This is a genomic window from Streptomyces sp. NPDC056987 (assembly GCF_042673865.1).
In the GTDB taxonomy this organism is placed as follows: Bacteria; Actinomycetota; Actinomycetes; order Streptomycetales; family Streptomycetaceae; genus Streptomyces.
Genome location: NZ_JBHURV010000072.1, coordinates 1 through 17,362, shown reverse-complemented (window position 1 = coordinate 17,362; position 17,362 = coordinate 1). Strand labels below are relative to the sequence as shown.

13 protein-coding genes, 1 tRNA gene and 1 pseudogene are annotated in these 17,362 nt (G+C 72.7%); 11 read left to right on the top strand and 4 right to left on the bottom strand.

Annotated features, from left to right (window positions below):
* Nucleotides 1-1,007 (bottom strand): annotated as a pseudogene (locus tag ACFTZC_RS41275) (hypothetical protein); the annotation flags it as partial.
* Entirely contained in the window at nucleotides 1,004-1,981 is a 978-nt protein-coding gene (locus ACFTZC_RS41270) for an SMI1/KNR4 family protein (RefSeq protein WP_382899196.1), read from the bottom strand. The pseudogene ACFTZC_RS41275 and the gene ACFTZC_RS41270, both read right to left, overlap by 4 nt.
* Nucleotides 1,982-2,386: 405 nt before the next feature.
* Here ACFTZC_RS41270 and ACFTZC_RS41265 point away from each other — a divergent pair, with 405 nt between their 5' ends.
* From ACFTZC_RS41265 to ACFTZC_RS41250, 4 genes are all read left to right on the top strand, one after another.
* Nucleotides 2,387-2,929 (top strand): YwqJ-related putative deaminase, encoded by a 543-nt coding sequence (locus ACFTZC_RS41265; protein ID WP_382899194.1) that lies wholly within the window; start codon nucleotides 2,387-2,389, stop codon nucleotides 2,927-2,929.
* A gap of 5 nt (nucleotides 2,930-2,934) precedes the next feature.
* Nucleotides 2,935-3,453, top strand: a complete 519-nt coding sequence (locus tag ACFTZC_RS41260) for an SUKH-3 domain-containing protein (RefSeq protein WP_382899193.1) — start codon at nucleotides 2,935-2,937, stop codon at nucleotides 3,451-3,453.
* A gap of 345 nt (nucleotides 3,454-3,798) precedes the next feature.
* Nucleotides 3,799-7,350: a DNA polymerase III subunit alpha gene (locus ACFTZC_RS41255; RefSeq protein WP_382899191.1), complete on the top strand. Its 3,552-nt coding sequence runs from the start codon at nucleotides 3,799-3,801 to the stop codon at nucleotides 7,348-7,350.
* Nucleotides 7,347-8,408, top strand: a complete 1,062-nt coding sequence (locus ACFTZC_RS41250; protein WP_382899189.1) for an ImpB/MucB/SamB family protein — start codon at nucleotides 7,347-7,349, stop codon at nucleotides 8,406-8,408. Before ACFTZC_RS41255 ends, ACFTZC_RS41250 begins: the two co-directional genes overlap by 4 nt.
* 19 nt (nucleotides 8,409-8,427) lie before the next feature.
* Here ACFTZC_RS41250 and ACFTZC_RS41245 read toward each other — a convergent pair whose 3' ends face one another.
* Entirely contained in the window at nucleotides 8,428-9,366 is a 939-nt protein-coding gene (locus tag ACFTZC_RS41245) for an AraC family transcriptional regulator (RefSeq protein ID WP_382899187.1), read from the bottom strand.
* 116 nt (nucleotides 9,367-9,482) lie between these two features.
* Here ACFTZC_RS41245 and ACFTZC_RS41240 point away from each other — a divergent pair, with 116 nt between their 5' ends.
* Nucleotides 9,483-10,364 (top strand): NmrA family NAD(P)-binding protein, encoded by an 882-nt coding sequence (locus ACFTZC_RS41240; protein WP_382899185.1) that lies wholly within the window; start codon nucleotides 9,483-9,485, stop codon nucleotides 10,362-10,364.
* 252 nt (nucleotides 10,365-10,616) lie between these two features.
* Here the strand turns inward: ACFTZC_RS41240 and ACFTZC_RS41235 are convergent, their stop codons facing one another.
* Complete coding sequence (locus ACFTZC_RS41235; RefSeq protein WP_382899183.1) at nucleotides 10,617-11,957, bottom strand: sensor histidine kinase; 1,341 nt, start codon at nucleotides 11,955-11,957, stop codon at nucleotides 10,617-10,619.
* 353 nt (nucleotides 11,958-12,310) lie between these two features.
* Between ACFTZC_RS41235 and ACFTZC_RS41230 the strand changes: the two genes are divergently transcribed.
* The 6 genes from ACFTZC_RS41230 to ACFTZC_RS41205 all read left to right on the top strand — a co-directional run bounded on the left by ACFTZC_RS41230 (nucleotide 12,311) and on the right by ACFTZC_RS41205 (nucleotide 17,203).
* Nucleotides 12,311-12,381, top strand: a tRNA-Gln gene (locus tag ACFTZC_RS41230).
* 109 nt (nucleotides 12,382-12,490) lie between these two features.
* Nucleotides 12,491-13,939, top strand: a complete 1,449-nt coding sequence (gene glmU / locus ACFTZC_RS41225; RefSeq protein WP_382899181.1) for a bifunctional UDP-N-acetylglucosamine diphosphorylase/glucosamine-1-phosphate N-acetyltransferase GlmU — start codon at nucleotides 12,491-12,493, stop codon at nucleotides 13,937-13,939.
* Nucleotides 13,940-14,069: 130 nt separating this feature from the next.
* Entirely contained in the window at nucleotides 14,070-15,047 is a 978-nt protein-coding gene (locus ACFTZC_RS41220; protein ID WP_365817040.1) for a ribose-phosphate diphosphokinase, read from the top strand.
* Nucleotides 15,048-15,291: 244 nt separating this feature from the next.
* Nucleotides 15,292-15,882, top strand: a complete 591-nt coding sequence (locus ACFTZC_RS41215) for a 50S ribosomal protein L25/general stress protein Ctc (protein ID WP_382899179.1) — start codon at nucleotides 15,292-15,294, stop codon at nucleotides 15,880-15,882.
* A gap of 156 nt (nucleotides 15,883-16,038) precedes the next feature.
* Entirely contained in the window at nucleotides 16,039-16,635 is a 597-nt protein-coding gene (gene pth / locus ACFTZC_RS41210; RefSeq protein ID WP_382899177.1) for an aminoacyl-tRNA hydrolase, read from the top strand.
* Between the two features lie 76 nt (nucleotides 16,636-16,711).
* Nucleotides 16,712-17,203, top strand: a complete 492-nt coding sequence (locus ACFTZC_RS41205; protein WP_382899175.1) for a hypothetical protein — start codon at nucleotides 16,712-16,714, stop codon at nucleotides 17,201-17,203.
* Nucleotides 17,204-17,362 lie beyond the last annotated feature (159 nt).

Sequence of the window (17,362 nt, the reverse complement as noted above, 5' to 3'; positions counted from 1 at the left end):
GCACCCGGGGCACCCGGAGCAGCCGGGACGCCCGCCCCCGGAGTCCCAGGGGCACCAGTCGTCCCCGGGGCCCCCGGAGCGGCAGGAGCAGTGCCCGGGACACCCGGGGCACCCGGCCCCGGGGCGCTCAGCGCGGGCGCCACCGACGTGCGGGGCAACTGGCTGCCGCCGGACATCAGCGCGGTCGGCGCCTCGGCGGCCACGCTCGGCGGCGGGGTGTCATCGTCGTCGGCACCGGCGAGCGGCGGCGCGAAGACCGTCGCGGGCAGCGGTACGGAGCCGTCGTCCGACGCGGAGGACGACTCGCTCGTGTCGATCCCGGCCCAGGGCGTCGCCCCCGGTGCCGAGGCGGGCACACCGTCGTTGGCCGTGGGCTCGTACGCGGCGGCCCCGGCGGACCCGCCCCGCGAGGCGCCGGCGGCGGGCGTCCCGGCCGGGCCGGTGCCGTACCCCCCGGCCTGGGAGCCACCGCCGCCCAGGGAGTTGTTGCCACCGCCGAGGGAGCCGCTCCCCGGACCACCGGAGCCCGCGGCGGCCGGCCCCCCTGAAGAGCCCGGTGAAGCCGAAGGCGGCGGAGAAGCCTGCGCCGACGACGCGCCCTCCGGCGTCCGGCGGTCCGGGATGCCCATCTTGTCCGCCGCGTCCTGCAACCACTCCGGCGGCGTCAGCAGGAAGGACGTCTGGTTCAGATCGATCCGCGCCGGTGCCTCGGGCGCCGCGGCGGCCTGCGGCTCGCCCCGCGTCCCGTACTCCTCCTCGTAGCGGCGTATCACCTCGCCCACCGGCAGCCCCGGCCACAGCGTCGCCTCACCGCTGTCCCGCGCGATCACCAGCCGCTGCCGGCCGCCGTCCGACGTCGGACCGTTCTCGCGGTCCTCCGCCCACACCACGAAGCCGAGGTCGAACTCCCGTACCCGCACCTCACGGTGCTGGTAGCCGGGCACATCGCCGTTCACCCAGTCTTCCGCGCGCTCCTGCGCCTGCGCGAAGGTCACCACCGCGCTCATCCCTCCACCGGGACGGCGCGCGCGAAGCCGCCGTCCACCATCAGGTTCGCCACGGTCTCCAGCTCCGGCGGACTGCCCGCCAGCCGCAGCAGGAACGCGTCGAAGTCGTCGCCGCACGGCAGGAGCAGCCGCTCCATCCGCTCCTGGACGCCCCAGCCGTCCTGGTCCCGGGCGTCGTCGTACGCGGAGAACCAGACCGAACCGGTCCGCACGCCCCGTACCTTCACCGCGAGCAGCCCGCCCTGCACGAAGCCGACCCCCAGGTAGTCCTTGGTGAGATGGTCCCGCAGGCACTTGTTGACGTACACCAGGTCGTTGACCGCGGCCTCGTCCCGCACCGTGAAGAACGGCTGGTCCACCAGGAGTCCCAGCTCCGCGTCGAGCGCGGCGCCCACCGGCGCGCAGCCGCCCGCCGCCTTCAGGAACGAGCGGTAGGCGCCCGGCAGCCGGTAGCCGAGGTCCTCCTCCACGCCCTGCACCTGCTGCTCGCTCACCGACACCGACGCCTTCGGCAGCCCGAAGTGCACCGGCCGGGTCTCCTGGAGCGGACGCGTGCCCCGCTTGCCGTGGTCCACCGGCGAGGTCGCCAGACCGCCGTGGTGCCGCAGCAGCGCCTTCACCTCGACCGGCACCAGCTCCATCCGGCGCGAGCCCGCGACGTGGTGCCAGGTCCAGCCGTGCGGCGTCGTCACGGGCGGGATCGTGTCCCACAGTTCATGGCCCGAGGCGGCCAGCGCGGCGTTCGCGGACACGTAGTCCGTCAGCCTCAGTTCGTCCACGCCGAACCCCTCCGGAGGCTCGGCTATCTCCGCGGCCGCGCGCGCGTACGGCGCGAATTCCGGGTACCCGCCGGCATCCACCCGGACACCACCGGGATGCCGGGAGGCCCGGACCGGGTCCGGGAAATGCACGACCTGTCCGGCGTAGGCCGCGTTCGGTGGCGCGGCTTGCTGCCCGAGCCGACCTGTCGTCATGGCGGTTGCCCCCTGCTGCGCTTCCGGCTGGTTCGACAGCCCTGGTTCAGGACAGCCTATGCGGTGAGGCAAGAGGCGGATCCGACGCTCCTCCGCTGTCCGGTTCCGGCCCCCGCGGGCGGCCCGATCCCGTCCTCGCCCCGGCTCCGTACGGTGACGGTCCGCTACGCCGCCGCCGCGGCGCGCCCGGGCCCGCGACCGCCCCTCGCACCCGGTGACCGGCGGTCACACCCCGCGTGACGCAGCGACGATTCCGCGTCACGATCTACTCCGATCCACGCCGATCTACGCGGATCCGCTCCCTCAGCTTCCCCACAGTGCGTCACATTTGGCAGGCTGTCCCGGCAACATGGGGGGCGTGACACCAGCGGCTACCGGCCGCCGGTGAGGGGAGGGACCAGCACCATGCACACCGCACAGCACACGGAGCGTGCCGCGTACCCGGCGCGGCGCACCGCCGCCCCGGGGTTCTCCGGCGACCCGCGCCTGAGCTGGCGCTCCGCCGAGGCGCAGCTCCCGCCCGTCGTCCGGCAGCGCAGGGACGGCATCCTGCCGGCCGTCGCCGCCGCGCTCTCCGTCCGCGGCGAGACCCTCACCTGCACCGCCGGCAAGGCGGACCAGCCGCCCGCCCTCCACCCTCTCGTACAGGACTTCCTCGACACCCTCACCAGCGGCCAGCGCGAACGGTTCACCGGCCGCTGCCCCGAGGCCATCCTGCTCTCCCGCCACCTCACCGCCGCCGAGGACACCCGCTCCAAGAGAGCCAGACGAAAACCCCTGACCCACGGCGAGGCACGGCGCTCCCTCAAGAGCTCCAAGCTGACGGCGCGCCGTATCCGTGAGGACGGCGACCCGCTGCACGGAAGCTACGCCCCGCCCTGCCGTTCCTGTACGGCGCTGCTCGCCCACTTCGGCGTACGGCCCGTCGACCCCACCGAGAACGGCTGACCGTGATGACGAACGACCCTCATCACACCGGCCATCCGCGTCCGCACACCAGCACCCGCTTCCCCGTCCCCGTCGACGCCGCGCTGCGCGACGCCGGCTGGCGGCCCGGCCGCTGGGACATGGAGCAGGCCGAGGAGTGGGCGGACATCCTGGGCACCCACATCACCCCGGCCGGTCACCGGCTCAGCGTCTTCCCGGCCGCGGTCGAGGCGTGGGCCGAATTCGGCGGGCTGCGCATCACCGCCCCGGGCCCCGGCCGGCAGATCGCCCCGGCCGCCCTCCGGATCGACCCCACGGCCGGACTCCACCACGCCCGTACCCTCACCGATCTCGGCCGGTCGCTGGAGACGGAGCTGAGCCCGCTCGGCGAGGAGGGCGAGGGCCAGGCCGTCCTCGCCATCGACAGCGAGGGCCGCGTCTACAGCATCGACCACACCGGGGACTGGTATCTGGGGCCGGACATCGACCAGGCGCTGAAGACGCTGATCACCGGCCTGGAGCCGGCCCGGCTGACCTCCCCCTGAGCCGCACCACCCCCTCCCGGTCGTCACCGAGAGTTACTTTTGCATAGGGTCCGGCGGCGCCGCGACCCGGCCGGCGCACGCCCTCACGCACCCTCGCCCGCCCCCTCGTGCCCCTCGCACGCCTCCGTTCGCGAGCGGCCCGCGCACGGCCGCCCCAACTCCGCTGCCGGGGCGCGGATGTGACGGAGGGACGCCCGCCGGGCTCGTACACCCCCACTCCCTTTATCGATCACCCGTACGAAAAAAGTCGCTGACCGGGGAAAATGCGGTTAGAGTAATCGAACGAGAGTACGACCGAGGAGTCGGCTGGGTGATCATGACGGGGTGGAGTGATGGAGGTGCGGCATGGCGGGCTACACCCACCTGCACGTCGCGTCCGGCTACTCCGCCCGCTACGGCGCCGCCCACCCCGAGCACCTCGTCCGGCGGGCCGCGGAGCGCGGCCTGCCGGCCCTCGCGCTCACCGACCGTGACACCGTCACCGGTACCGTGCGGTTCGCGCGGGCCTGTGCCGCCCACGGGGTCCGCCCCCTCTTCGGCATCGATCTGGCGGTGGAGGCCCTCGCGCCGCCCCCTCCGGCACCGCGGCCCCGTACCCCCGCGCGCGGCGGCGCCCATGTCGTCGAACCCGCCCTGCGGTTCGTCCTCCTCGCACAGGACCGGGCCGGCTGGGCGCGGCTGTGCCGCATCACCTCGGCCGCGCACGCCGGGACCGCGAGCGGCGCGGCGCCGGTGGCCGTGGACTGGGAGGCGCTGCGCGCGTACGGCGGCCCCGGCCTGACCGTCCTGCTCGGGCCGGTCTCCGAGCCCGTACGGGCCCTCGCGGCCGGCCGGGAGGACGTCGCGGCGCGGCTGCTGGCGCCGTGGAAGGAGATCTTCGGGGACGGGGTACGGCTGGAGACCGTCCTGCACACCGGGAACGGCACCGCCCCCGGATCACTCCGGCTGGCCGCCCGCACCCTGGCGCTGGCCGACCGTACCCGTACCACCGCCGTGCTCTCCAACGCCGTCCGGTACGCCGACCCCGACCAGCACCGGCTCGCCGACGTCCTGGACGCCGCCCGGCTGCTGCGGCCCGTCGACCGGCGCCGCCTGGACAGCGGCCAGCGCTGGCTCAAGGACGAGGCGGCCATGACGGACCTCGCCCGGCGCATCGCCGCATGCGCCGGGGCCGGTGCCCGGCGGGCGGAGCGGCTGCTGGCGGACACCGCCGCCACGGCGGACGCGTGCGCCGTCGACCCCGCGGCCGACCTCGGCCTGGGCTCCCGGCACTTCCCGGAACCGGCCGTCTTCGGCGCCGGGCCGTACACCCGTGGAGCCGACCCGTACACCCGTGGAACCGACCCGCACACCCGTGCAGCCGGCCCGTACGCCCGTGAAGCCGGCCCGTACGCCCGTGAAGCCGCGCGCCTGCTGCGCCAACGCTGCGAGGCCGGCCTGGTCCGGCGCGGCCTGGACCGGGACCGGGCCGCACTCGACCGGCTGGACGAAGAGCTGAACGTGATCTCGACGCTGGAGTACGACTCGTACTTCCTCGCCGTCGGCCAGACCGTCGCCGACATCCGCGACCTGGGCATCCGGGTCGCCGCCCGCGGCTCCAGCGCCGGCTCCATGGTCTGCCACGCCCTGGGCATCGCCACCGCCAACCCCCTCGACCACCGGCTGCTGTTCGAACGCTTTCTGAGCGTGCGCCGCGACTCCCTCCCCGACATCGACATCGACGTGGAATCCGCGCGACGGCTGGAGTGCTACGACGCGATCTTCGCCCGGTTCGGCCGCGAACGGGTCGCGGTCACCGCCATGCCCGAGACCTACCGGGCCCGCCGGGCCCTGCGCGACACCGGACTGGCGCTGGGCATCGCCCCCGCGGACATCGACCGGATCGCCAAGAGCTTCCCCCACCTGCGGGCCTCCGACATCACGAGCGCCCTCGCCGAACTCCCCGAACTGCGCCCCCTGGCCGCCGAGGCCGACCGGTACGGGCCGCTGTGGGAACTCGCCGAGGGCCTCGACTCCCTGGTCCACGGCATGGCCATGCACCCCTGCGGAGTGATCATCAGCGACGCGACACTCCTGGACCGGCTGCCCGTGCAGCCCACCCCCCAGGGCGACTACCCCATGGCGATGGCGGCCAAGGAGGAGATCGAGGCGCTGGGCAACATCAAACTGGACGTCCTGGGCGTACGGATGCAGTCCGCGATGGCCCACGCCGTCGCCGAGATCGAACGGGCCACCGGCGACCGCGTCGACCTGGACGACCCGGCACAGGTCCCCCTCGACGACGTCTTCGCGTTCAAACTCATCCAGGAGAGCCAGACCATCGGCCTCTTCCAGCTCGAATCCCCCGGCCAGCAGGACCTCCTCTCCCGGCTCCAGCCCCGCGACCCGCAGGACGTCATCGCCGACATCAGCCTCTTCCGGCCGGGCCCCGTCGCCGGCGGCATGCCCGAGCGGTACATCGCCGCACGCCACGGCGGTACGCCCGACTACGCCCACCCCGACCTGGAACCGGTGCTCGCCGACACGTACGGCGTGACCATCTGGCACGAGCAGGTCATCGAGACCCTGACCGTGCTGACCGGCTGCGACCGCGCGATGGCCGAGATCGCCCGGCGCGCCCTCGGCGACAAGGACCGGCTGCCCAGGATCAAGGCCTGGTTCCACGACCGGGCGGCCGCCCGCGGCTACGACACCGGCGTCCGCGACGAGGTGTGGCGGACCGTCGAGTCCTTCGGCGCCTACGGCTTCTGCCGCGCCCACGCGGTCGCCTTCGCCGTACCGGCCCTGCAGAGCGCCTGGCTCAAGGCCCACCACCCGGCCTTCCTCCTGGCCGGCCTCCTCGAACACGACCCCGGCATGTGGCCCCGGCGCGTCATCGTCGCCGACGCCCGCCGGCGCGGCGTCCCCGTCCTGCCCGTCGACGTCAACCGCTCCACGGCCCACCACACCGTGGAGCGCGCCGACGGGGAACGGGACGGGGAGCGGTGGGGCGTACGGCTCGCGCTGTCCGCGGTCCACGGCATCACCGAGGAGGAGACCGCCCGGATCGAGGAGGGCCGCCCGTACGGATCGCTGTCGGACCTCTGGCAGCGGGCCCGGCCCAGCAGACCGGTCGCGGAACGCCTCGCGGAGATCGGCGCCCTCACCTCCCTCCACGACGGCCGCCTCACCCGGCGTGACCTGCTGCTCCAGATCGCCGAACTGCACCGGCAGTCCCGCCACCGGACCGCGGGCCGCAGGCAACTGCCCTTCGACACCGGCGCCGTCGGCGGGGCGGAACCCAGCGGCCTGCCGGAGATGACCGGACGCGAGGCCCTCAGCGCCGAGCTGAACACGCTCGGCATCGACGTCTCCCAGCACCTGATGGACCACCACCACCGGCTGCTGCGCGAGATCGGCGCGACCGACGCCGCCCACCTCGCCGGAGCGCGCGCGGGGCAGCAGGTCCTCGTCGCCGGGGTGCGGGCCGCCACCCAGACCCCGCCGATCGCCAGCGGGAAGCGGATCATCTTCGTCACCCTGGAGGACGGCTCCGGCCTGGTCGACCTGGCCTTCTTCGAGGACTCCCACCCGGCCTGCGCGCACACCGTCTTCCACAGCGGGCTGCTGCTGGTGCGCGGCACGGTCCAGGTACGCGGCACCCGCCGCACCGTCGTCGGCACCATGGCCTGGGACCTGGACGAGATCGCCGCCGCCCGCCGCGACCACGGCCCCGAGGCCGCGCTCGCCCTCCTCGGCGCCGACCGCCCGCACCCGACCCCCGCCCAGCCCCGGCGCACCCTGGCCGACGGCACCGCGGGCGCCCGCCTCCACCCGTACGCCGACCTCCAGCCCGCCGGCACCCGCTCCGCCGACCTGAAGAAGTTCGGCCACCGGAGCCCCGGGAGCGCGGGATGACCACGCGCCGGCGGCACATCGCCCACCTCCATCTGCACGCCACGCCGACCGCGACCCGACAGGACGACATAATCGAACTGATGTGTGGCATCACGCCCCATGTCCAGGCCGTCCCGCCCCACGCCGTCCAACTCGACCTGACGTCGGCGCTCCGGTACTTCGGCCTGTCCCCCTACGACATGGTCCAGACGGCGCAGATCAGGCTGAAGGCCCTCTACGGCATCGACAGCAGCGCCGGACTCGCGGACAACCGCATGCTCGCCGCCATGGCCGCCGACGCCTCCGCGCCCGGCCGCGCCACCTGGGTCCCCGCCGAGCGGGCCGCCGCCTGGCTGTACCCCCGCCCGCTCACCGCACTGCCCGGAATCGGCCGCGCCACGGCGGCCACCCTCACCCGGTACGGCCTGCACACCATCGGCCAGGTCACCGACACCCCCGCGGCCACCCTGCAACGGCTCCTCGGCGCCGGCCAGGCCCGGCTGCTGGCCGAACGCGCCCGCGGCCACGACCCCCGCCCCGTCACCCCCCGGGAACCGGCCGCCCACCTGACCGCCGACCTCGTACTCGACCGGGACTGCCTCGACCCGGCGCAGCACCACCGCGCCGTCCTGGGACTCGCCGACCGCACCGGCCGGCGCCTGCGCGGCGAACGCCGGGCCACCGGCCGGCTCACCCTCACGGTGCGGTACGCCGACCGCACCTCCACCACCCGCAGCCGCGCGCTCCCGGAACCCACCGACCACTCCCCCGCCCTCACCGCGGCCGCCCTGGAACTCCTGCACGCCCTCGGGCTCCAGCGCGCCCGGGTCCGCGCCTTCACCCTCCGCGCCGACGACCTGCGACCGGCCGCCCACACCCACCGCCAGCTCTCCCTCGACCCCGGCGAGGACCGCGCCCGGGCCGCCGAAGCCGCCGCGGACCGGGCCCGCCGACGCTTCGGCCCGGCGGCGGTACGACCGGCCGCACTGGCCGACGGACGGCCTGACCGCCCGGGTCGATCGGGCAGGGCGGCGACGATCGCGTCCCTGATCGACGGCGCGCTCGACCACTCGGCCTGACGCGCGGGCAGCGGGCACGTCAGTGCCGGAGACAGCTCGCCCGGTAGTCGCTCGGGGTCGTGCCGAGAACGCGCTTGAACGCCGTGGCGAACGCGAAAGCGTCGGTGTATCCGACCCGATGGGCGATCTCGGTGACGCTCGGACCGGGATCGCGCAGCATGCTCGCGGCGAGCGTCATACGCCAGTTGGTCAGATAGGTGAGAGGCGGCCGGCCCACCCGGTCCTTGAACCGGCGCGCCAGTCCGGCACGCGAGACCCCGACGGCGGCGGCGAGACCGGCCACCGTCCAGGACTCACCGGGACGCTCATGAAGACGCCTCAGGGCAGGCCCCACGACCGGGTCGTCGAGCGCGCCGAACCACGCGGGCGGAACCACGCCGGACCTGCCGAACCAGCCTCGTAGCGTACGGATGAGCAAGGCGTCCAGCAGCCCGTCGAGGACGGTTTCCTGCCCCGGCTCGTCGACGGGGATCTCGTGGGAGATCGCGTCCAGCAGCGCGTGCGGGGTCCGGTCGGCGGACAGATGAAGGACCGGGGGGAGCGCGTCGAGCAGCGGCGATCCCGGATGACCGCCCCAGGGGTAGGAACCGCTGACGACAACGGTGGACGCGGCACGGTCGCGGCCGTACGTACGCGGTGCGAGCCGCACCGGTCCGGAGCCGGGTCCGGCCGGCTCGGTGCAGCGTTCGGCGCCCTCGACGACCAATTGAGCCGGGGTTTCGAGCGCGTCCGCGACCTTGTGGGGCACCGGTCCGCGCACCACGGCGACCTCGCGTTCCGCCAGACGTACCGGCTCGGCGCCGTCGACCGCGATCCATCCGGCGCCCCGCACAACGGCGTGCAGCATCAGCGGAGGCGAGGGCCGGTACAGCACCGCCCACGGCGGATCGTGCAGCACCTGAAGCGCCCATGAACCCTGCGCCCGCGCGGCGCGCAACACGTCCGCCAGCACGTCCATGCCGCCAGCGTAGACGAACGCGAAGGTCACCGAGCGCACGGCCCATGGCCGCGCGACCGCCCCGCTGATTCGATGGAAAAGCGCGAACGCACGCCGCAACACAGAAGGAGCGCAGAGTGGAGAACCAGGCTTTTCTGGTGCTGGGGGCAACAGGCAGGACCGGAAGCCGGGTCGCTGCCGGGCTCCGGCAGCGAGGCATGAGGGTACGGGCGCGCTCGCGCTCCACCACCCCCGGATTCGACTGGCACGACCGGACGACATGGGCCCCCGCCCTCGACGGCGTCACCGCCGCCTACATCGTCGCCCCGCAGCAGATTTCGATGCAGAGGGACGACGCCGACCAGAACAAGACATCCGGCTTCGACCCCGAACCGCTCGTCCGGTTCTCCCTGCTGGCCGCGAGCAGCGGGGTCCGGCACCTCGTCCTGCTCTCCGGACGCACCGCCCTCAGCGGCAGCCACTTCATGCTCGACCTGGAGGAGGCCGTCCAGAACTCGGGAGCGGAGTGGACCGTCCTGCGCCCCGGCTCGTTCGCGCAGAACTTCGTCACGGACCCCTTCCGCCAATCGATCATCGCCGGCACCCACCAGGAATTCGACACCGGCGGACGGGCCCAGGACTTCATCGACATCGCCGACATCGCCGAGGTCGCCGTACGGGTCCTGACGACCCCGGGCCACGAACAGGCGGTGTACGAACTGTCCGGCCCCGAGGCCCTCACGGGCAAGGAGGCCGCCGAGATCATCGGCCGCACCCTCGGCCGACCGATCGAGTACTCCGAGTTCTCCGCCGACGACTGGGCGGAGCAGGCGCGCGCCCAGGGGCTGTCCGACGAGGCCGTCGACTTCACGCTCAGCGCCGTCACGAGCATGCGCGACGGCTACTTCGAACCCCACGACGGCGTGCAGAAGGTGCTCGGCAGGGAACCCCGGCGCTTCGAGGACTTCGTCCTGGAAGCCGCGGCGGCCGGCGCGTGGGGCCCCGTACACCCCGACTGACGTCGCCCGGAACACGGATCCCGACACCCCCGAGGAACCACCGCGCCACGGGCCGGGGGCGGTGGCCGCCGCAGGAGGCCGGGGACGCAGGGGCTGGAACCGCGGCCGCGAGCCCAGGGGCTCGAAGGCCCGGCAGCTACGACACGGTGGCGCGGCCCGGAAGCCCAGCGGCCAGGGCCCGGCATCGCGGCGATCCGGCGACCCGGCGGCCCCGGGACACCGGCCGAGGGCACCGGCCCCGATCCCTCCCCCTCAGGCCGCGGCACCCCGCCGGTCCGGCAGCACCGCCGACACCCGGAAACCCCCCGCGTCCGTCTCCCCCGACACGAAGACCCCTCCCAGCGCCGTCACCCGCTCCCGCATCCCCACCAGTCCGTTCCCCCCGCTCGGCAACCCCGCGTCCTGCGCCCCACCGTCCGAAGGCCCGTTCTCCACCTGCATCGCCACCTCCGCCTCCCGGTGCGCGAGCCGGACCATCACCTTCGCCCCCGCCGCGTGCTTCAGCACATTCGTCAGCGCCTCCTGCACCACCCGGTACGCGGTCTGCTCCACCTCCCGCGCATACGGCCGCGACTCCCCCTGGACCATCAGCTCCACCACCATCCCCGTGTCCCGGGACTCACCGACCAGCGCCTCGATGTCCCCCATCCCCGGACCGTCCTCCGCGGCCGCCGCGGCCGCCGCCGCGGCCGCCAGCCCCACCGACGCCAGCGGCACCGCCACGGGCACCCCCGCCGCCCCGTCCGCCTGCCGCGCGGCCACCTGCTCCCCCGCCCGCAGCACCCCGAGCATCTCCCGCAGCTCCGTCAACGCCTGCCGGCCCATGTCCCCCACCAGCGCCGCGTTCTTCACCGCCTTCTGCGGATCCTTCAACGCCACCGCCTGCAACGCCGCCGCGTGCACCACCATCAGGCTCACCCGGTGCGCCACCACGTCGTGCATCTCCCGCGCGATCCGCGTCCGCTCCTCCGTACGCGCCCACTCCGCCCGCTGCTCCGCCCGGTCGGCCAGCAGCGACAACTCCTGCTCCAGGCTGTCCGCCCGCTCCCGCAGGCTCTCCATCAGCCGCCGCCTCGCCCCCACGTACAGCCCCAGCAGCACCGGCGGCGCCGTCAGTCCGACCGACATCAGGACCGCGACGAGGGGGACGTACCAGCGCGCCGAGTCGATCCCCGTGTCCACCACGTTCCGCGACGTCCGTACGACCGTCACGATCAGCGTCCCGACGAACGACATCCCCGCCAGCGCCCCGGTGATCCGGCGCGGCACCTCGGACGCGGCGAGCGTGTACAGCCCGACCAGGCCCATCAGATAGCCCATCTCCGCCGGGGTGATGGCGATCGCCACCAGCACCACGGCGAACGGCCACCGCCGCCGCACCAGCAACATCGCCCCGGCGATCAGCCCGAACAGCACCCCCACGGGCACCGGCAGCACCGCGGCCTGAGCGAACCGCACCCCCTCCAGCGCGCACTCCAGCGCCGACAGGACCGCCAGTCCCACGTCCAGCACGACACTCCGCCGCCGCCCCCACCACCAGTAGCCGCGGGCAGCCATGCCCGCGGAGTCCTGATGTGCCCCCGTTGTGGTCATGCCTCCCAGCCTAAAGGGGCCCGTACCCCAATTTCCGGCGACCTTGAGACCCCGAATCACGGCATGACATGCCAGGAACACGAGTCGATCACTCGAACTGGTGAATCGCCCGCACATTCGAGCCGGAGGCTCACGTTCCGCAGGGCGACACGAAGGGCGAACCACCCCGGAGCGGGCCAAGAGGCACACCCCGAGGACCAACCACAAGAACACGGGCGACGGTTACTACGGATGCGAGTCGTTCGCGTGCCACAAAGGGCTGAGCTCCACCGTCGCATCGAGGGGCGGCGGTACGGCATAGTAGGGGCTGCGGTCACAGCCGATAAGAGAAATCGGACATAGACGTCAATCCATCCCGGGTCGTCTAAAGGCAGGACAAATGGTTTTGGTCCATTGAATGAGGGTTCGATTCCTTCCCCGGGAGCCTCGCAGTTCGGGTCCCGACCTCACCGGTCGGGACCCGTCCTCGTTTACGCCCCGCTACCCCCCGGTATCCTGCGATTGACCATCACCCGAAGCCGAAGGGCATCCCCGTGAGCGCCAACCGCCCGGCAGCCGTCGTCGTCCTCGCAGCGGGTGAAGGTACCCGCATGAAGTCGAAGACCCCCAAGGTCCTGCACGAGGTCTGCGGACGCTCGCTCGTCGGACATGTCGTGTCCGCCGCGCAAGAGCTCGAACCGCAGCAGCTCGTCGTGGTCGTCGGCCACGCCCGCACGCAGGTCGAGGACCATCTCTCCGCCGCGTACGAGGGCGTACGCACCGCCCACCAGGCCGTGCAGCTCGGTACCGGGCACGCCGTGCGGATGGCGCTCCAGGAGCTGGGGAACACGCCGCACGGGACCGTGGTCGTCGTCTGCGGCGACACCCCGCTGCTCTCCGGCGCGACGCTGAACGCGCTCGCCGCGACCCATGCCGGCGACGGCAACGCCGTGACGGTGCTGACCGCCGAGGTGCCGGACGCCACCGGGTACGGGCGGATCGTGCGGGACGGGGCGAGCGGGGCGGTCACCGCGATCGTCGAGCACAAGGACGCGACGGACGCGCAGCGGGCGATCCGGGAGATCAACTCGGGTGTGTTCGCGTTCGACGGGCAGCTGCTCGCGGACGCGCTGGGCAAGGTGCGTACGGACAACAGTCAGGGCGAGGAGTACCTGACGGATGTGCTGGGCATCCTGCGTGAGGCGGGCCACCGGGTCGGGGCGTCGGTCGCCGAGGACCACCGGGAGATCCTGGGGATCAACAACCGGGTCCAGCTCGCGGAGGCACGCCGGCTGCTGAACGAGCGGCTGCTGGTGCGGGCGATGCTGGCCGGGGTGACGGTGGTGGATCCGGCGTCGGTGTCCGTGGATGTGACCGTGACGTTCGAGCAGGACGCGGTGGTGCATCCGGGGACGCAGCTCCTGGGGTCGACGCATCTCGCGGAGGGCGCCGAGGTGGGTCCGAACACGCGGCTGAAGGACACGGCCGTAGGTGCGGGCGCGCGGGTGGACAACACGGTGGCGGACGGTGCGGAGGTGGGTGCGGGCGCGACGGTGGGTCCGTACGCCTATCTGCGGCCGGGTACGAAGCTGGGCGTGCGCGCGAAGGCGGGTACGTATGTGGAGATGAAGAACGCGACGATCGGTGAGGGCACGAAGGTGCCGCATCTGTCGTACGTGGGGGACGCGACGATCGGCGAGTACACGAACATCGGCGCGGCGAGCGTGTTCGTGAACTACGACGGTGAGTCGAAGCATCACACGACGGTCGGTTCACACTGCAAGACGGGTTCGGACAACATGTTTGTGGCGCCCGTCACGGTGGGGGACGGCGCCTACACCGCCGCCGGGTCGGTGATCACGAAGGACGTACCGGCGGGTTCGCTGGCCGTGGCCCGTGGCCAGCAGCGGAATATCGAGGGTTGGGTGGCCCGGAAGCGGCCGGGGAGCGCCGCCGCGCAGGCGGCGGCGTCGGCCTCCGGGAGTGACGCGGGGGAAAGCTGACCGGAAAGAGGCGCACCGATCACGGCGTACCGTGATAACTGCACATCTGCACGATTCGGCTGGCTTGCAGGGACTCCTCGCAGGGACGCGCGGGCTCGGCGGCCATCAACACGTCTGAGGAGACAGTGCTGTGACCGGGATCAAGACGACCGGCGAGAAGAAGTTGATGCTCTTCTCCGGCCGCGCCCACCCCGAGCTGGCCGAGGAGGTCGCGCAACAACTCGGTGTCGGGATCGTGCCGACCAAGGCGTTCGATTTCGCCAACGGTGAGATCTACGTTCGTTATCAGGAGTCGGCCCGCGGCGCGGACTGTTTCCTGATCCAGAGCCACACCGCTCCGATCAACAAGTGGATCATGGAGCAGCTGATCATGATCGACGCTCTGAAACGGGCGTCGGCGCGCTCCATCACGGTGATCGTCCCGTTCTACGGTTACGCGCGCCAGGACAAGAAGCACCGCGGGCGGGAGCCGATCTCGGCGCGGCTGGTCGCGGATCTGATGAAGACGGCGGGTGCGGACCGGATTCTGACGGTGGATCTGCACACGGACCAGATCCAGGGCTTCTTCGACGGTCCGGTGGACCACCTCTTCGCGCTGCCGGTGCTGGCGGACTACGTGGCGGCGAAGGTGGACCGGTCGAAGCTGACCGTGGTGTCCCCGGACGCGGGCCGGGTGCGGGTGGCGGACCGCTGGTGCGACCGGCTGGGTGCGCCGCTGGCGATCGTGCACAAGCGCCGGGACAAGGACGTCGCGAATCAGGTGACGGTGCACGAGGTCGTCGGCAATGTGTCGGGCCGGGTGTGTGTGCTGGTGGACGACATGATCGACACCGGTGGCACGATCTGCGCGGCGGCGGACGCCCTGTTCGCGCACGGCGCGGAGGACGTGATCGTGACGGCGACGCACGGTGTGCTGTCGGGTCCGGCGGCGGACCGGTTGAAGAATTCGAAGGTGAGCGAGTTCGTGTTCACGAATTCGCTGCCGGATCCGGGCAATCTGGATCTGGACAAGATCACGGTGCTGTCGATCGCGCCGACGATCGCGCGGGCGGTGCGTGAGGTGTTCGAGGACGGTTCGGTGACGAGCCTCTTCGAGGAGCAGGCGTGACCGAGCGGGACCGGGCCGAGCGTGACCGGGCAGGCGTGACCGCGGGCCGCTGAGGCCGGTGGCCTGCTGAAAGATCGATTTCTGGGGCGGCCTCTCCGCCGGGTAGACTCATCGGGTTGCTCGGCGAGGGAGGCCGCACCTGTGTGCGGCTGGTCCGTTATCGACGCGCTCTTCGTAGCAGGCCCGTTGTGGCCGGGTGACGTCCCGCGTTTGTCCCGCGTTACTTACGAGGAGTGCGTCAGTCATGGCTGAAGTGAAGATCAGCGCCGAGATCCGTACCGAGTTCGGCAAGGGTGTGGCCCGCCGTACGCGTGTCGCCGGCAAGGTTCCCGCGGTCATCTACGGCCACGGCGCCGACACCGTCCACGTGACCCTGCCGGGCCACGAGCTGATGATGGCACTGAAGACGGCGAACGCGCTGATCAGCCTGGACGTCGAGGGCCGCAGCGAGCTGGTCATCCCGAAGGCCGTGCAGCGCAACGCGATCAAGGGCCACATCGAGCACGTCGACCTGCTCGCGGTGAAGCGCGGCGAGAAGGTCACGGTCGAGGTCGCCGTGCACACCGAGGGTGACCTGGCGCCGGGTGCGAACCTGCTGGAGAACGTCCTCACCACGCTGACCGTCGAGGCCGAGGCCACGCACATCCCGGAGGCCGTGACGGTCTCCATCGAGGGCCTGGACGCCGGTGCGTCGCTCCTGGCGAAGGATGTCACGCTGCCGTCCGGCACGACGCTGGTGACGGACGAGGACGCGGTGGTCATCCAGGTCCTGGCCGCGCAGGCCGAGGAGCCGGCCGGGGACGAGGCCGAGGCGGCCGAGGGTTCCGAGGGCTGATCCTCCGGACGGTTTCACGGGGTGGCGGGCCTGCCGGGCCGGCCACCCCGTTCGCTGTATCCACGGCCTGTTGTACGAACCTGCTGTACGAACCTGCCGTACGAGCCCCTGCTGTACGAGCCCTGTTGTACGAGTGCGCGAGGAGAGACGGCGCGGATGACCACGGATGCCAACGCCCCCTGGCTGATCGTGGGCCTGGGGAACCCCGGGCCCGGTTACGCGGCCAACCGGCACAATGTCGGGTTCATGGTGGCCGATCTGCTGGCGGAGCGTATCGGCGGTTCGTACCGGCGGGCGCAGAAGGCGCAGGCCCAGGTGGTGGAGGGCCGGCTCGGCGGTCCCGGTCCGGCGGGCCGGCGGGTGGTGCTGGCCAAGCCGGCGTCGTACATGAATCTCTCGGGCGGTCCGGTGACGGCGCTGCGGGACTTCTACAAGGTGGAGACGGCGAGCATCGTGGCGGTCCATGACGAGCTGGACATCGACTACGGGGCGCTGCGGCTGAAACTGGGCGGCGGGGACAACGGGCACAACGGGCTGAAGTCGATGACGAAGGCGATGGGGCCGGACTACCACCGGGTGCGGTTCGGGATCGGCCGGCCGCCGGGGCGGATGCAGGTGGCGGATTTCGTGCTGAAGGACTTCTCGTCGGTGGAGCGCAAGGAGCTGGCGTACTTCGTCGACCGGGCGGCGGACGCGGTGGAGGCTCTGGTGATGGACGGGCTGGAGCGCGCGCAGAGCACGTACAACTCCTGACAAGCAGCCGCATTGCCGGGCTTTTCGGCGCCTGGGGTTTGACCGGGCGCGTTCCCATGGCCAAGGATCCCGCCCTATGAGCCAGAAGCGGAAGCCCTCAGCGTCCGTCGCGTCCGCCCGTATCGTCACGTTCGGCCACCGGGTGGCGATGGGCGCTGTCGTCCTGCTGCTGCTGGTGGCGGGCGTGTGGACGTCGTGGAACGACGCGCAGCACGTGGTGCTCTCCAAGGGCCGGGAGCACGGGACCCTGACGGTGACCGGATGCGGGGACGGCGTGTGTTCGGGGCGGTACGCGGCGGACGGGCCCGGCGGTGAGCCGGGGCGGATGACGATCGAGGAGTCCGTCGCCGTACGGAAGGGCGACCGGTTCCCGGTGGTGGTGAAGCCCGGGACGAACGAGCTGGTGCGTACGGGCACGGCGGGGCTGCTGTACGCGTGGGTGCCGCTGGGCGGTGCGCTGCTGCTGGCGTCGCTGGTGATCGGGGGCGGGCTGCGGCTGACGCGTACGGCGTGGGGCGCGGCGGTGGCGGGCGGAGTGCTGCTGGTGGCGACGTTCTTCGCGCTGTGAGGAGCCGGGGGGGCGGGCGCGGACGGGGCCCCCCCCCCCGGCCCCCCCGGTCCGGGGGTGCCTGCGCTGGGGGGGGGGCGGGGGGGGCCCGGGCCCCCCCCCTCCGCCGTGCCGCTCCGGCACGGCCCGCGCCTACCGCGTCGCCCCGCCCGGCAGCTG

Coding starts and splice junctions, on each gene's coding strand:
- ACFTZC_RS41270 (WP_382899196.1), bottom strand. CDS start 1,981: ATGACGACAGGTCGGCTCGGGCAGCAAGCCGCGCCACCGAACGCGGCC.
- ACFTZC_RS41265 (WP_382899194.1), top strand. CDS start 2,387: ATGCACACCGCACAGCACACGGAGCGTGCCGCGTACCCGGCGCGGCGC.
- ACFTZC_RS41260 (WP_382899193.1), top strand. CDS start 2,935: ATGACGAACGACCCTCATCACACCGGCCATCCGCGTCCGCACACCAGC.
- ACFTZC_RS41255 (WP_382899191.1), top strand. CDS start 3,799: ATGGCGGGCTACACCCACCTGCACGTCGCGTCCGGCTACTCCGCCCGC.
- ACFTZC_RS41250 (WP_382899189.1), top strand. CDS start 7,347: ATGACCACGCGCCGGCGGCACATCGCCCACCTCCATCTGCACGCCACG.
- ACFTZC_RS41245 (WP_382899187.1), bottom strand. CDS start 9,366: ATGGACGTGCTGGCGGACGTGTTGCGCGCCGCGCGGGCGCAGGGTTCA.
- ACFTZC_RS41235 (WP_382899183.1), bottom strand. CDS start 11,957: ATGACCACAACGGGGGCACATCAGGACTCCGCGGGCATGGCTGCCCGC.
- ACFTZC_RS41215 (WP_382899179.1), top strand. CDS start 15,292: ATGGCTGAAGTGAAGATCAGCGCCGAGATCCGTACCGAGTTCGGCAAG.
- pth (WP_382899177.1), top strand. CDS start 16,039: ATGACCACGGATGCCAACGCCCCCTGGCTGATCGTGGGCCTGGGGAAC.
- ACFTZC_RS41205 (WP_382899175.1), top strand. CDS start 16,712: ATGAGCCAGAAGCGGAAGCCCTCAGCGTCCGTCGCGTCCGCCCGTATC.